General features: G+C 71.1%; 9 protein-coding genes. 2 read left to right on the forward strand and 7 right to left on the reverse strand.

What is annotated here, in order from left to right; translation table 11 throughout:
* Positions 1–34: 34 nt before the first annotated feature.
* From ALMP_RS18475 to ALMP_RS18500, 6 genes are all read right to left on the reverse strand, one after another.
* A complete protein-coding gene (locus ALMP_RS18475; RefSeq protein ID WP_264929582.1) occupies positions 35–2908 on the reverse strand; it encodes a glycoside hydrolase family 2 TIM barrel-domain containing protein in 2874 nt (957 codons plus the stop codon).
* A gap of 118 nt (positions 2909–3026) precedes the next feature.
* The gene (locus tag ALMP_RS18480) at positions 3027–3920 is read right to left on the reverse strand and encodes a carbohydrate ABC transporter permease (protein WP_264929585.1); all 894 of its coding nucleotides are present in this window, start codon (positions 3918–3920) and stop codon (positions 3027–3029) included.
* Positions 3917–4882: a carbohydrate ABC transporter permease gene (locus ALMP_RS18485; RefSeq protein WP_264929587.1), complete on the reverse strand. Its 966-nt coding sequence runs from the start codon at positions 4880–4882 to the stop codon at positions 3917–3919. Before ALMP_RS18485 ends, ALMP_RS18480 begins: the two co-directional genes overlap by 4 nt.
* 20 nt (positions 4883–4902) lie before the next feature.
* Positions 4903–6165 (reverse strand): ABC transporter substrate-binding protein, encoded by a 1263-nt coding sequence (locus ALMP_RS18490; protein ID WP_264929589.1) that lies wholly within the window; start codon positions 6163–6165, stop codon positions 4903–4905.
* Between the two features lie 214 nt (positions 6166–6379).
* Entirely contained in the window at positions 6380–7612 is a 1233-nt protein-coding gene (locus ALMP_RS18495; RefSeq protein WP_264929591.1) for an ROK family protein, read from the reverse strand.
* A gap of 153 nt (positions 7613–7765) precedes the next feature.
* A complete protein-coding gene (locus ALMP_RS18500; RefSeq protein WP_264929592.1) occupies positions 7766–9010 on the reverse strand; it encodes an FAD-binding protein in 1245 nt (414 codons plus the stop codon).
* Positions 9011–9157: 147 nt separating this feature from the next.
* Here ALMP_RS18500 and ALMP_RS18505 point away from each other — a divergent pair, with 147 nt between their 5' ends.
* Together ALMP_RS18505 and ALMP_RS18510 are read left to right on the forward strand one after the other, a co-directional pair.
* Positions 9158–10486: a radical SAM protein gene (locus ALMP_RS18505; protein WP_264929594.1), complete on the forward strand. Its 1329-nt coding sequence runs from the start codon at positions 9158–9160 to the stop codon at positions 10484–10486.
* Between the two features lie 239 nt (positions 10487–10725).
* Positions 10726–12237, forward strand: coding sequence for a cellulose binding domain-containing protein (locus ALMP_RS18510; RefSeq protein WP_264929595.1), 1512 nt, complete (start codon positions 10726–10728; stop codon positions 12235–12237).
* Positions 12238–12250: 13 nt separating this feature from the next.
* Here the strand turns inward: ALMP_RS18510 and ALMP_RS18515 are convergent.
* The coding region (locus ALMP_RS18515; RefSeq protein WP_264929597.1) for an alkaline phosphatase at positions 12251–13584 on the reverse strand (1334 nt) is incomplete at its 5' end.

Here is a 13584-nt window from a genome sequence, read left to right on the forward strand (position 1 = left end):
CGGCCGGCCACGGCGGTGCTCAGTGCGGTCACGCTCAGACGCTCTCCGAGAACACGAAGGAGAACTCGGCGGGCGCGACGTCCAGGAAGTACCGCGGCAGCGGGCCCGGGCCGCACGACTGCGAGCCGATGCCGTGCTGGCCGTGGTCGAGGTTGACCCACACCGTCCCGCCCGGCACCAGGTCGGTGCGGTGCCGGGCGGCGTCCAGCTGCTCGTTCGTCCAGCGCCGGGCGCTGAACCAGAACTCCGGGTCGCCCTCGATCCGCAGCCCGCCGATCTCCGCCCAGCGGACGTCGGCACGGGCGCCGTTCTCCTGGGGACGGACGTACGGCGTCTGCAGATCGTCCACCGTCGAGTGCCAGCGGCCGACCTGCGACGCCGACCGGGTGTCCGGGTACGCCTCGCCCGGACCGCCGCCGAACCACCGCACCGCGTCCGCCTCGGCCAGCCCGAACCGGATGCCGAGCCGGGGCAGCGGCACGGTCCAGTCGCCCTCGGGCGTCACCGACACCGTCAGCTTCAGCCGGTCGCCGTCGGACGTCCAGCGGTAGACGGTGGCCAGGCCCACCTCCCAGGCGGCGGGCGCCACCCGGGTCCGTACGGTCAGCGCGCCGTCGTCGACCTCCACCGCGTCCAGACGGTGGCGCATACGGTGCAGGCCGAGCTTGCGCCACAGCTCGCCGTGGCGGACGTCGGACTGCCAGGGGGCGCCCTCGTCGTTGTCGGTGGGCGCCCGCCACACGTCCAGCCGCAGCCCGCTCACCGCCACCGCTCCGATGGTGCGCAGCGCGCCCGTGCGGACGTCGAAGGAGGCAGGGCCGAGGGTGATGATCCGCTCGCCGGCGGCCGGCCGGTCGGTCGCGGCCACGGACGCCACCGCCCGCGCGGCGACGGGCACCTGGCCCCACGCGACCACATGGTGCCGCGGGGCCCACGCGGTCTCCTCGGCCTGTGCGGCGAGGACCGTCCACCCGGTCTCCAGGCCCTCCGGCGCGTCGGCCGGCGGCGCCGGCAGCTTCACGTCCGCCGACTCGCCCGGCGCGAGCGCCGGAACCGCCAGCGGGCCGGAGGCCACCGTCTCGCCGTCCACCTGGAACGACCACTCGAAGGCGAGCGCCGACAGGTCCGCGAAGTCCTGCTTGTTGGTGACGCGTACGGTGCCGTCCGCGCCGTCCCCGACGATTCCGACGGGCTCGACCACCTTCTTGAACTCGACCAGCCCGGGGGAGGGGGTGCGGTCGGGGAAGAGCAGGCCGTCGCAGACGAAGTTGCCGTCGTGCAGCTCCTCGCCGAAGTCGCCGCCGTACGCGTAGCCGTGGCGGTCGTCCTTGACGCCGTGGTCGATCCACTCCCAGACGAAGCCGCCCTGGAGCCGCTCGTGCGCCTCGAACAGCCGCTGGTAGTCGGCGAGGCCGCCGGGGCCGTTGCCCATGGCGTGGGCGTACTCGCAGAGGATGAAGGGAAGCCGGCGCCGCCGGTGGGTGCCGCCGTCCAGACCGCGGCCGATGCGGTCGACCTCCTCGTGGGCGGCGTACATCCGCGAGTACACGTCGGTGTCGCGGCAGTCGATGTCGCCCTCGTAGTGCACCAGGCGCGAGGCGTCACGGCCGTGGATCCATTCGGCCATGGCGGTCAGGCCACGTCCGGTGCCGGCCTCGTTGCCCAGGGACCAGATCACCACCGACGGGTGGTTCTTGTCCCGTTCGACCATGCGGGCGGCGCGGTCCAGCAGGGCCGGCGTCCAGCGGTCGTCGTCGACGGGGTTGTCCCGCCAGTTCTGCTCGACGAAGCCGTGGGTCTCCAGGTCGCACTCGTCGATCACCCACAGCCCGTACTCGTCGCACAGGTCGAGGAAGGCCGGGTGCGGCGGGTAGTGCGAGGTGCGGACGGCGTTGATGTTGTGCCGCTTCATCAGCAGCACGTCCTCGCGCATCGTCTCCAGGTCGAGCGCGCGCCCCTTCTCGGGGTGCCACTCGTGCCGGTTGACGCCCTTGAAGAGGACCGCCTTGCCGTTGACCTTGAGCAGGCCGTCCTCGAGGACGACCGTGCGGAAACCGATGCGCAGCGGCACCCGCTCGCCGTCGGTGGTGAGGAAGCCGTCGTACAGCTTCGGCGTCTCCGCCGTCCACGGCTGGACCGCGACGGTCACCGGCTCGCCCGTCGCGACATCGATGTCCAGGGCGGGCACGGTGACCCGGCCGTCGACGTCGGAGTCGACCCGCAGCGTGCCCTCGCCCGTGACGTGGTCGTAGGAGGCGTGCACGAAGAAGTCCAGGACGCTGCCCGCCGGACGGTGCAGCAGCGTCACATCACGGAAGATGCCGGGCAGCCACCACTGGTCCTGGTCCTCCAGGTAGGAGCCGGCCGACCACTGGTGGACACGCACCGCCAGCACATTGCCCGCGGTCTTCAGCAGATGGCCGACCGCGAACTCGTGCGGCAGCCGCGACCCCTTGAACTCGCCGATCTCCGTGCCGTTCAGCCAGACCCGCGCGCAGGACTCCACCCCGTCGAAGCGGAGCACGGCACCGCCCTCGGTCAGGTCGGGCCAGTCCGTCGGCAGGTCGAAGACCCGCAGGTGGTCGCCGGTGGGGTTCTCGGTCGGGACGCGCGGCGGGTCGACCGGGAAGGGGTAGAGGTGGTTGGTGTAGATGGGGGCGCCATGCCCTTGGAGGACCCAGTGCCCGGGGACCGTGACCTCGGCCCAGTCCCCGGCGTCGTAGCCCTCCTCGGCGAACGCGTCGTCCTCGGCGTCGGCCGTCGCCGACAGCCGGAAACGCCATCTGCCGTTCAGCGACAGGGACTGCGCGTCCGAGGACGCGTACCAGGCGCGGGGCGCGAGGGCCCCGGCGCCCGGTGAGACGTCCTCGACGTAGTCGACGGCCGTGCCGGTGGTGCGGAAAGACATCTGTCTCCAGGTCTCGAGATGAAGGTCTGAGATGAAGGTCTGAGATGAAGGTCTGAGATGAAGGTCTGAGATGGTCTGAGATGAACGTCTTGAGGTGAGCGGTCTTGGGAGTGAGGCGTCAGCCCTTGATGCCCGTCTGCGCGATCCCCTGCACCAGCCAGCGCTGGAGGAAGAGGAACACGAGCAGCAGGGGCAGGATGGAGATGGCCGTGGCCATGAAGATCAGGTGGTAGTTGACGGTCTGGTTGGTCATGTACGACGACAGCGCGACCTGCACCGTCCAGGCGCTGGGGTCCTGGCCGATGACCAGCGGCCACAGGAAGGAGTTCCAGCCGTTGATGAAGGTGATCGTCGCGATCGCCGCGAAGAAGTTCATCGAGTTGGGGACGACGACGCGCCAGTACGCGCCCCAGTACCCGAGTCCGTCCACGCGTGCCGCCTCCTCCAGCTCCTTGGGGAACCCCAGGAAGTACTGCCGGAAGAGGAAGCAGGTGAAACCACTGAAGAGGCCCGGGATGATCAGACCGCGGTAGGAGTCGATCCAGCCCAGGGACGACACCAGCACGAAGCCGGGCACGAAGGTCACGGCGGTCGGCACCATCAGGGTGAACAGCACCGCGTAGAAGACCTTGTTGGCGTGCCGGTACGGGATGCGGGCGAGGCCGTAGCCGGCCAGGGAGCACACCAGCAGCACGCCGACCGTGTGCAGTACGCCGACGACCAGCGAGTTCAGCATCGACTGGCCGAAGTCGACCGTCGGGTCGTCGAACGGTTCGGTGAAGTTGCCCCACTGGATGTCCGTGGGGAAGAGCGTCCAGTCCTCGCCGGTGATCTCGGCGTCGGTGGCGAGGGCGTTGCGGATCAGGACGTAGAACGGGATCAGGAAGAGGAGGGCGGCGAAACCGGTGGCGAGGTAGAGGCCGGTGGAGCCCATCACCCCGCGGCCGCCGGCCCGGCGCGGACCGTCCTTCGCCGGGGCCGTCTTCGTCACCTCGGGTGCGGTCGTGGTCACTTGGACTCCTCCCCCCTTCCGAAGCCCATGATCTTCCCTTGGAACAGGGTCACGACGATGATCAGCAGGGTCAGGATCACCGCGCCCGCGCTGCCCGCGCCGTAGTCCTGGTTGTCGCCGAGGGCGGTGTAGTACAGCTCGACGAGCGGTGGCCGTCCCCAGGTGGTCTTCGACAGCAGGTTGAAGAACTCGTCGAAGGCCTGGTAGGCGGCGACCAGCAGCAGCAGGATCACGGCCGTCGAGGTCGCGCGCAGCTGCGGCAGCGTGATGTACCGGAAGGTCTGCCAGCCCGGCTTGGCGCCGTCGATCGCGGCGGCCTCGTACAGCTCGCGGGGGATGTTCTGCAGCGCGGCCAGGAAGAGGATCATGTAGAAACCGGACTGCAGCCACAGGCGGGCGGTGACGATGACCAGCCAGTACCAGGGCGGGTCGGGGTCGGCGAGCCAGGCGATGTTCTCGACGCCGAACCAGCCGAGCACGGTGTTGGCCAGGCCGAAGCGGACGCCGTTGAAGACGGACATCTTCCAGATGAGGGAGGCGGCGACGTAGCTGCACGCCGTCGGCAGGAAGAACACCGACCGGAAGAACGCCCGCATGAAACGCAGCCGGTTCACCAGCAGGGCGAGGCCCAGCGAGAGCGCCCAGGTGGTGGGCACGATGATCGCGGCGAACACCGTGAACGTGCCGAGCGCGCCGGTGAAGTTGTCGTTCTCCAGCATGAACTTGTAGTTGTCGAAACCGACGAACGTGCTGGGGGTGACGGTGAAGCGGGCCTCGTAGAAGCTGAGCCAGATGCTCCAACCGATCGGGACGTAGACGAAGATCAGCAGGCCGATGAGGAACGGCCCGGTGAACAGCCAGAAGTTGAAGGTGCGGTTGCCCCGCAGACCCCGCCGCGGCCTGGCCGGAGTGGCCTTCGCCGGGGCGGGGCGCGCGAGGTCGCGCGAAGTGGTCGTCGACATGGCGTGGTCCGTCCGGCGGCCTATCCGAAGAGCTTCTTGAGCTCGGCGTTGACGACCTTGTCGCACCGGTCGAGCGCGGCCTCCGGGTCACCGTTCTTGCGGACGGAGTCGGCGAAGACGTCCTCGGTCGCCTTGATCATGGCCTGGGTCCAGCCGATGTTGTCGAAGTGGCCGTAGTCGGTGAACAGCTTGACGCCCTCGGCCGGCAGACCCGACTTGAGCTTCTCGGCGGACTCGGCGATCGAGGTGCGCGGCGGGATGTGGAAGCCGTAGGAGAGGGCCCAGTCCTCCTGGTACTCCTTCTGGTCGATCCACAGCCACTTCACGTACTTCTTGGCCTCTTCGGCCCGCTCGCTCTTGGCGTTGACGAACATCGACCAGCCGCCGTTGTAGACGGCGGGCTTGCCGGCGGCGCCGACCTTCGGGAAGGGGAAGATGCCGAGGTCGTCGCCGAGGGCCTTCTGCATGGCCGGCATGGCCCACATGCCGCAGAACTGCATGGCGGCCAGGCCCTGGTTGAGGGCGGACGGGTCCCAGTAGTCGGCCGGGGCGTCCAGGAGCAGGTTGCCGCTGGTGAAGAGCTTGCGCATCTTCTTCAGGCCCTCGACGACGCCGTCCGTGTGGTAGGCGGGTTCGTTCTTGTCGTTCAGGGTGTCGGCGCCGGCCGCCCAGATCATCGGGCGGATGACCGCCTGGAGGGTGTTGCCGAGGAAGACGCCCTTGACCTTGTCGGTGGTCAGCTTGGCGGCGGCCTCGATCAGCTCGTCGAGCGTCTGCGGCACCTCGACCTTGGCCTTCTCCAGCAGCGACTTGCGGTAGAAGAAGAACTGCGGGTCGTCGATCATCCGGACGCCGTATATCTTCCCGTCGACCGTGTGCGAGGCGATGTCGGCCTGGTTGAAGTCGGCCTTGACCGGCTCGATGATGTCGGTCAGGTCCGCCACCTGCCCGCTTCTGACGAGCTGGATCTGCGGGTGGAATTCGAACAGGTCGGGAGCCTTGTCGGTGAGCAGGCTCGCGAACAGCTTGCTCTCGAACTGCGAACCGGTGATCCACTGCGTGGTCACGTTCGCTTCCTTGTACGCCTTCGCGTACCGCCTGATCGCCTGCTCGGTCCCCGCCTCGCCGTAGGCGTGGAAGTACTGGACCAGGCCCGCGCCCGAACCGCCGCCGCCGCGGCCGTTGTTGCTGCCGCACGCGGCGAGCGTGCCGGCGGCGGCCATACCTGCGGCGGCCCGGAAGAGAGATCGGCGGGACCAGTTGCTGTTGCTCATTGCCGACATGCTGACGTCCTTGTCTCGAGTACGGCTGCGGCTCACACGGCTTCAGCGCCAGAAGGCTGGAATGGCGTTGCGGAGCGGGACGTTAACCTTCGGCTAAGCCTTCGGCAAGGGGTTGGACGAAGTCTGCGCGAAGCGTTGCGCAGCGTTCGGCATACCGGACGTCAGGGAGCCGCGACGGGGACGGAACGGGGGAGCGCGGACCGGAAGCCGAGGGTCAACCCGCGGTGGGCTGGGGTCTGGTGGGGACGCGCTTGCGCTGCCCGACGGCCTGGAGCGCCCCTTCGAGCGCGAACGTCGCCGCGCCCAGGCAGACCGGGTCGGTGGGAATCGGGGACAGGACGATCCGGGTCGAGGCCAGCGGGCGGCGCAGCGCGTGCCGGGCGACCGCCTCGCGCACCTCGTTCAGCAGGGGTTCGCCGAGCCGGGCGGCCACCCAGCTGCTCAGCACGACGACCTCGGGGTTGAGCAGGTTGACCAGGTCGGCGATGCCCGCGGCCAGATAACGGGCGGTGTCGCGGACCACTTTGACGGCCACCGGATCCTTGGCGGCGACCGCGCGGGCCAGGGCGTCGACGGTGGCCGTCTGGTCCTCCGGGTGCAACAGCGGGCTGCGCGGGCTGAGTTCACGCAGGTTCTGCATGATCCCGGGGGCGCCGACGTACGTCTCCACGCAGCCGTGGTTGCCGCAGTGGCAGAGCCGTCCGTCGAGCACGAGCGTGGTGTGCCCCCACTCGCCGGCGCTGTTGCTGACGCCGCGGTGCAGCCCGCCGCCCAGCACCAGTCCGGCGCCGACCCCGGTGCCGAGGTTGACGATCACGGCGTCCCCGTGCCCGCGCGCGGCCCCGAACCACAGCTCGGCCACCGCGCAGGCGCGCAGCGGATTGTCCAGGTAGAGGGGGTAGGCGATGTGTTCGGAGAGCAGATCGAGCAACGGCACCGCGTGCCAGTCCCAGTTGGGCGCGTACTCGGCGATGCCGGTGTCCCGGTCCACCTGCCCCGGCACGCTCACCCCGACACCGAGCACCCGGGCCGCCTCGACCCCGGCCTGGGCGACGACGGAGCCGGCGGCCGCGGCGACATGGCTGACGACCTGCTCGGGCCGGCTCTCCCCGGGGCGCATGTCCTCCTCGGCGCGGGCCAGCACGTTCAGCGCCAGGTCGAACAGCTCCACATGGACGTATGTCTCCGCGATGTCCACGCCGATCAACGCGCCCCCCGACGCGTTGACGGCGACGAGTCCCCGGGGGCGCCCGCCCGCCGAGTCCTCGAACCCGACCTCCGTGATCATGCGCAGGTCGAGCAGCTCGCCGACGAGGGTGGCGACGGTGGCGAGGCTGAGGCCGGTGGCGGCGGCCAGCTCCTGCCGGGAGGTGGGGGAGCTGGCGATGATCTGGCGCAGCACCTCGTAGCGGTTCGCGGTGCGGATGTCGCGTGATGTGCGCTTCACCGTCTTCGGCCCCCCATCCCTCTCCCTGCCGGCAGGCCGGGCGTGGGTCGGCACCGGCGCGAGGCGTCAGGCTATGGCGTGCCGGAGGGTTCGACAAGGGGTTAGGAAAGGGGGTTTATTAAGTCGCGCACGCCCCGGCTCGCCCGGCAGGGATCAGCCGTCGAGCAGGTCCCGCACGAAGGCGTTGGTGAAGGTTCCGGCCGGGTCCAACTCCCGTACCAGCGAACGGAAGTCGTCGACGCGCGGATACCGTGCGCGGAGCGCGGCGGGCGGCGTGGTGAAGACCTTGCCCCAGTGCGGGCGCGGCGCGAACGGCTCCAGCGCGGCCTCCAGCTCCCGCACCACCGGCAGCACGGCGGCCGCGTCCTCGATCCAGGTGAAGTGGACGGCGACGGAGTCGCGGCCGTGGGCGGGGCTGAGCCACTGCTCGTCGGCGGCTACGGTCCGGACCTCGCACGTCTGTAGGACACCGGCGACCGCGTCCCGGATCCGGTCTACTGCATACAGTATGTCGACGGCGTGCTCCCGCCCCAGCAGGTACTCGCTCTGCAACTCGTTCCCGCTGCTCGGCGTGAACTCCGCCCGGAAATGCGGCAGCCGCTCGTGCCACGGCCCCGGCACCCCGAACTGCTCCGTGCAGTTGACCGCCGGCATCCCCGGCACCGGGTGCAGCGCCTCGGCGGCCGGCGCGGCCCACGGGAAGCCGGACAGCGGCTGGTCGGTGCGCCGCTTGAGCCACACCTGCCGGAACCCGGGCGCCCGCCAGTCGGTGAACAGGCTGACGCTGTACGCCGCCCCCGCGACCGCCTCGAAGTCCAGGTCCGCCAGCGGGAGTTCGGTGAACACATGCTGTTCGACGTCGTAGGCGGGCTCCAGGTCCAGGGTGAGCGCGGTGACGACACCGAGGGCGCCGAGCGAGGTGACGGCCCCGCCGAACCGCGTATCCCCACGCCCGATGGCGACGGTCGACCCGTCGGCGGTGACGATCTCCACCTCCCGCACGGCGGCGGCGAGCGGCCCGTTGCCCACGCCCGACCCGTGCGTCCCGGTCGCCACCGAGCCGGCCACCGAGATGTGCGGCAGTGAGGCCATGTTGGGCAGCGCCAGGCCGTGCGCGTGGACCCGGCGCGCCAGCTCGGCGTACCGCACCCCGCCGCCCACGCGCACCGTGCGCGCCGCCGTGTCGACGTCGACCTCCGCCGGCAGGGCGGCCAGCGACAGCAGCACCCCGTCGGGGCCCGGCTCGGCGATCCGGTTGAAGGAGTGCCCGCTGCCCAGCACCCGCACCCGCGCACCGCGCGCCACCAGCGTGCGCAGCGCGTCGAGCGAGGACGGGCGGTGCAGTTCCTTCGCGGCGAAGGTGATGTTGCCCGCCCAGTTGGTCACGGTCTCGGTCATGCGGTCACCCCTCCCGAGGAGAAACGAGAACGCGGAGTTCCCTGGTGAAACCTACCGTGCCGGCAACACGGCACCCCCCACCCCGCCCCCCGCACCCCCGGGGGCATACCGTGAGGAGTCGTACGCCTGAGCCGGGAGGAGAGACGGATGGGCAGCCGTACCGCGCTGGTCGAGGATCTGATGGAGCGGTTTCCGCATGTGCCGCGGGAGGCCGTCGTCAAGGAGGACCTGCTGCGCGGGGGCGTGGCCTTCGACCCGTCCGCGCTGAGCGACAGCGCCGACGAGGCGGCCGGCGAGGTGAAGCCGAAGTCGTACTTCATCTTCTCCTTCGACCACGGCACCCTTCCCGAGCTGGGCGAGGCCGCGCTGCGGCGCCCGCCGGAGGAGATCATCCTCACCGGCGGCCCGTACGGGCTGCGCCGGACCGTGGTCTCCGTCCGGGTGAACCCCGCCTCGCCGTACCGCGTGGCGGCGGACGGCGAGGGGCTCCTCGGGCTCTACCTCGACGGCCGGCGCATCGCCGACGTCGGGGTGCCGCCCATGCCCGAGTACTACCGGCACCGGCTCTCCAACGGGAAGTCCGTCATGGAGGTCGCCCCGACCATCCAGTGGGGTTACCTGATCTACCTGACCGTCTTCCGGGTCTGCCAGTACTTCGGCGCCAAGGAGGAGTGCCAGTACTGCGACATCAACCACAACTGGCGCCAGCACAAGGCCGCCGGCCGGCCGTACACGGGAGTCAAGGACGTCGAGGAGGTCCTGGAGGCCCTGGAGATCATCGACCGGTACGACACCGCGAAGGCGTCCACCGCCTACACCCTCACCGGCGGCGCCATCACCAAGACCGTCGCCGGCCGTGACGAGGCCGACTTCTACGGCCACTACGCCAAGGCCATCGAGGAGCGCTTCCCCGGCCGCTGGATCGGCAAGGTCGTCGCCCAGGCCCTCCCGCGCGACGACGTGCAGCGCTTCAAGGACTACGGCGTGCAGATCTACCACCCCAACTACGAGGTGTGGGACCGCCGGCTGTTCGAGCTGTACTGCCCGGGCAAGGAGCGCTACGTCGGCCGCGACGAGTGGCACAAGCGCATCCTGGACTCCGCCGAGGTCTTCGGCGCGCGCAACGTGATCCCGAACTTCGTCGCGGGCGTGGAGATGGCCGAGCCGTTCGGCTTCACCACCGTCGACGAGGCGATCGCCTCCACCACCGAGGGCCTGCGCTTCTTCATGTCGCACGGCATCACCCCGCGCTTCACCACCTGGTGCCCGGAGCCGACGACCCCGCTCGGCAAGGCCAATCCGCAGGGCGCGCCGCTGGAGTACCACATCCGCCTGCTGGAGGCCTACCGGGCCACGATGGACGACTTCGGCCTCTCCTCGCCCCCCGGCTACGGCCCGCCCGGCCCCGGCCGTGCCGTGTTCTCCGTCAGTTCCTTCATGGACAGCCTTCCGGCGCGGGAGCCGTCGGCCGTATAAAGGGCAACGAGAGAAAAAGAAAAAAACCGGGGACGGTTTTGAGTCACAGGGCGGTCCGCGTCCGTATGGACGGTGGGGTAGTCCCGGGCGACCGGGGCGCGGCCGTCCTGTCATGACATCTGAACAGGGCGCTTGTCAGTTGTGTCGGAGTCGTGAAAAGCTCTGGCCCTGCCGCGAGGTTCCCCCCAACTCCATTGCCGTCATGGTGAGTTGACCTCGCTTGTGGATGCAGGAGACTCATGCCCGACCTGCCGACCCCGAAGGACGCCGCCGAGGCCGCGCTGTTCTCGGAGTGCTGGGACGCCGTTCTGTCGTACGCCGATCTGTGCACCTCCGGCTCGATGGCGGCCAACCAACTGGCCCGCGAGGCCTTCGCGCTCGGCATACGCGAGGCCCGTGCCGCCGAGGACGGTACCCGGCGTGGCGCCGGCCGCCGTGCCTCCCGGCTGCCCCGGATCCCCCTGCTGCTGACCGCCGTACGCACCACGGCGGCCGACTGGGAGGCCCGGGGACAGGGCCACAAGCTCGACCCCGATCTGCGTCTGTGGCTGAACTCCGACAAGGCCGCCCGCTACACCGGGCCGCCCCTGCGCCGCCCGATCGCGCTGCGCGGGCTGCGCGACATGCAGGAGCCGGACGCCGCCCTGCTGTGGCTGGCGGAGGTGGAGGCGCTGCCGCTGCGTGCCGTGGCCCGCCGGCAGGGTCTGGACCCGGCCGCCTCGATGGAGGAGCTGAACGAGGTCCGCGGACTGTTCCGGGACCGCTGCCACCGCAACCACCTCGACACGCCGATGGACGCCGAGTGCCGCAGCTATGTGCGGCTCCTCGACGCCGTCACCCGCTCGCCCGCCGCCGACACACCCGAGGACCTCTCCCGGCACCTGGCCACCTGCGTGGAGTGCGCCGAGGCCGCGGCCTGTCTGCGGCTGCACGGCGGCGGGCTGCCCGCGGCGCTCGCCCAGGGCGTGATCGGCTGGGGCGGCCTCGCCTACCTGGAGCGCCGTCGCCGTGCCGCCGAGGTCCGGCTGGGCGCCGGCCGGCCCGACGCACCGGACCCGGACGGCGATCCGTCGGACGCCGCCGCGAGCAAGGCACGCGCCCTGCGCAACGGCCTCCTCGTCGCCGCCGTCCTCGTCTCCGCGCTGGCCCTCGCCGTGTCCCTGATGCCGTTCGGCGACAGCGGCGACGCGGCCCTGTCCCCCGGCAGCCCCGGCGACACCACCCCGGTGGCCGGCCCCGGCAGCCCGTCCCTGCCGTCCGCCGCCCCGGGCACGTCGGGCCCCGGCACGCCGGCCCCCGGCACGTCGGCGCCCGCCACCGGCGCCGACTCCCCGACGCCGTCCGACAGCGGTACGGCCTCGGCGACGCGCCGGCCGGAGCCCGAGCCGCAGGGCACCTCCTCCGGCACCGCCGGCACCGGGGAGAGCGCCACTGCGGCGGCCTGTGTGGCCGAGTACGACCTCGTCAACCAGTGGCCGGACGGCTTCCAGGCCACGGTCACCGTCACCACCGCCACCGCCCTCGACTCCTGGCGGGTCGCCTGGTCCTTCCGCGACGGCCAGCGCGTCGACCAGATGTGGGACGCGAGCGTCGCCCAGAACGGCACCCGTGTCACCGCCACCGCCGCCGACTACAACCGGTCCGTCCCCGCGAACGGCACCCTCTCCTTCGGTTTCCTGGCCTCCTGGCAGGACAAGAACACGGCCCCGCAGAGCTTCAGCCTCAACGGCCGGACCTGCACGCTCGCCTGAGCCGCCGCCCGTCTCACACGGGCACCAGGCCCAGATCGCCCGCCTCCGTCACGAACGACGCCGCCGTGGTGACGGGGGCGCCGGGCGTCGTCACCGCGGAGACCGTCCGGAAGTCGGCGCGCGCGGCGGTGGGGCCGAGTTCGACGCGGAGATAGCCGCGGCGGCCGTCGTAGAACCGCAGGTGCGGGTTGGCCCGGAGGTAGGTGTCCCAGTTCGCGGGCCTGACCGTGCCGTCCCTGCCGCTGGCGATCGACGTGGCGACCAGCTCGGTGCCCACGGTCCTCGACGCCGGGTCGTCGAAGTCGTCCTTGATGTCGAAGGCGTACCCCACGTGCACGTCCCCGGTGAGGACGATCAGGTTGCGCACGCCCGCCGCCGTCGCCCCGGCGAGCACCCGTCCGCGCGAGGCGCGGTAGCCGTCCCAGGCGTCCATCGACATCACCGCCGGCTCCGCCGACTCGAGTCTGCGCTGGGAGAAGCACATCTGTTGCGGCATCACGTTCCACAGCGCCCGCGACGTCCGCCACCCGTCGATCAGCCACCGCTCCTGCGCCGAGCCGGTGATCGTGCGCGCCGGGTCGTCCGACTCGGGCCCCGGCACGTGCCGGGTGTCGCCGTAGGCCTGGTCCGAGCGGTACTGGCGGGTGTCGAGGACGTCGAACTGCGCGAGGGTGCCCCAGTGCAGCCGCCGGTACAGCCGCAGATCGGGCCCGACGGGCACCTGGGCGGCGCGCAGCGGCTGGTGCTCCCAGTACGCCCGGTAGGCGGCGGCGCGGCGCAGCAGGAACGCCTCCGGCGGCCCGCCCGCCTTGTCGACGGCGCCCGCGTAGTTGTTCTCCGTCTCGTGGTCGTCCCAGGTGACGACGAAGGGATGCGCCGCGTGGGCCGCCCGCAGGTCGGGGTCGCTCTTGTAGAGGGCGTACCGCAGCCGGTAGTCCTCCAGGGTGACGGTCTCGCGGTCGAACACCTCCGGCAGAACGCGGTCGGTGTAGCCGCGCGCCCCTCCGACGGCGTTCACCGCGTACTCGTACAGGTAGTCCCCGAGGTGGAAGACGAGGTCCACGTCGTCCTGGGCGAGATGGCGGTGCGCGGTGAAGTACCCGTCGTGGTACGCCTGGCAGGACACCGCGCCGAAGGCCAGGGCCGTGACGGCGGCGGCGGGATCGGGGGCGGTGCGGGTGCGGCCCGTCTCGCTGATCCAGGTGCCCGTGCGGAACCGGTAGTGGTAGGCGCGGTCGGGTTCGAGCCCGTCGACCTCGACGTGCACGGTGTGGTTGTACTCGGGCAGGGCGGTGGCGACGCCGCCGCGCACGACCAGCGCGAACCGCTCGTCGTGCGCCACCTCCC

This window comes from Streptomyces sp. A012304 (assembly GCF_026008495.1).
In the GTDB taxonomy this organism is placed as follows: Bacteria; Actinomycetota; Actinomycetes; order Streptomycetales; family Streptomycetaceae; genus Streptomyces.

Bases quoted from the DNA above. Each gene is read 5' to 3' on its own strand.
- ALMP_RS18505 (WP_264929594.1), top strand. From the start codon at position 9,158: ATGGGCAGCCGTACCGCGCTGGTCGAGGATCTGATGGAGCGGTTTCCG.
- ALMP_RS18510 (WP_264929595.1), top strand. From the start codon at position 10,726: ATGCCCGACCTGCCGACCCCGAAGGACGCCGCCGAGGCCGCGCTGTTC.
- ALMP_RS18475 (WP_264929582.1), bottom strand. From the start codon at position 2,908: ATGTCTTTCCGCACCACCGGCACGGCCGTCGACTACGTCGAGGACGTC.
- ALMP_RS18490 (WP_264929589.1), bottom strand. From the start codon at position 6,165: ATGTCGGCAATGAGCAACAGCAACTGGTCCCGCCGATCTCTCTTCCGG.
- ALMP_RS18500 (WP_264929592.1), bottom strand. From the start codon at position 9,010: ATGACCGAGACCGTGACCAACTGGGCGGGCAACATCACCTTCGCCGCG.
- ALMP_RS18485 (WP_264929587.1), bottom strand. From the start codon at position 4,882: ATGTCGACGACCACTTCGCGCGACCTCGCGCGCCCCGCCCCGGCGAAG.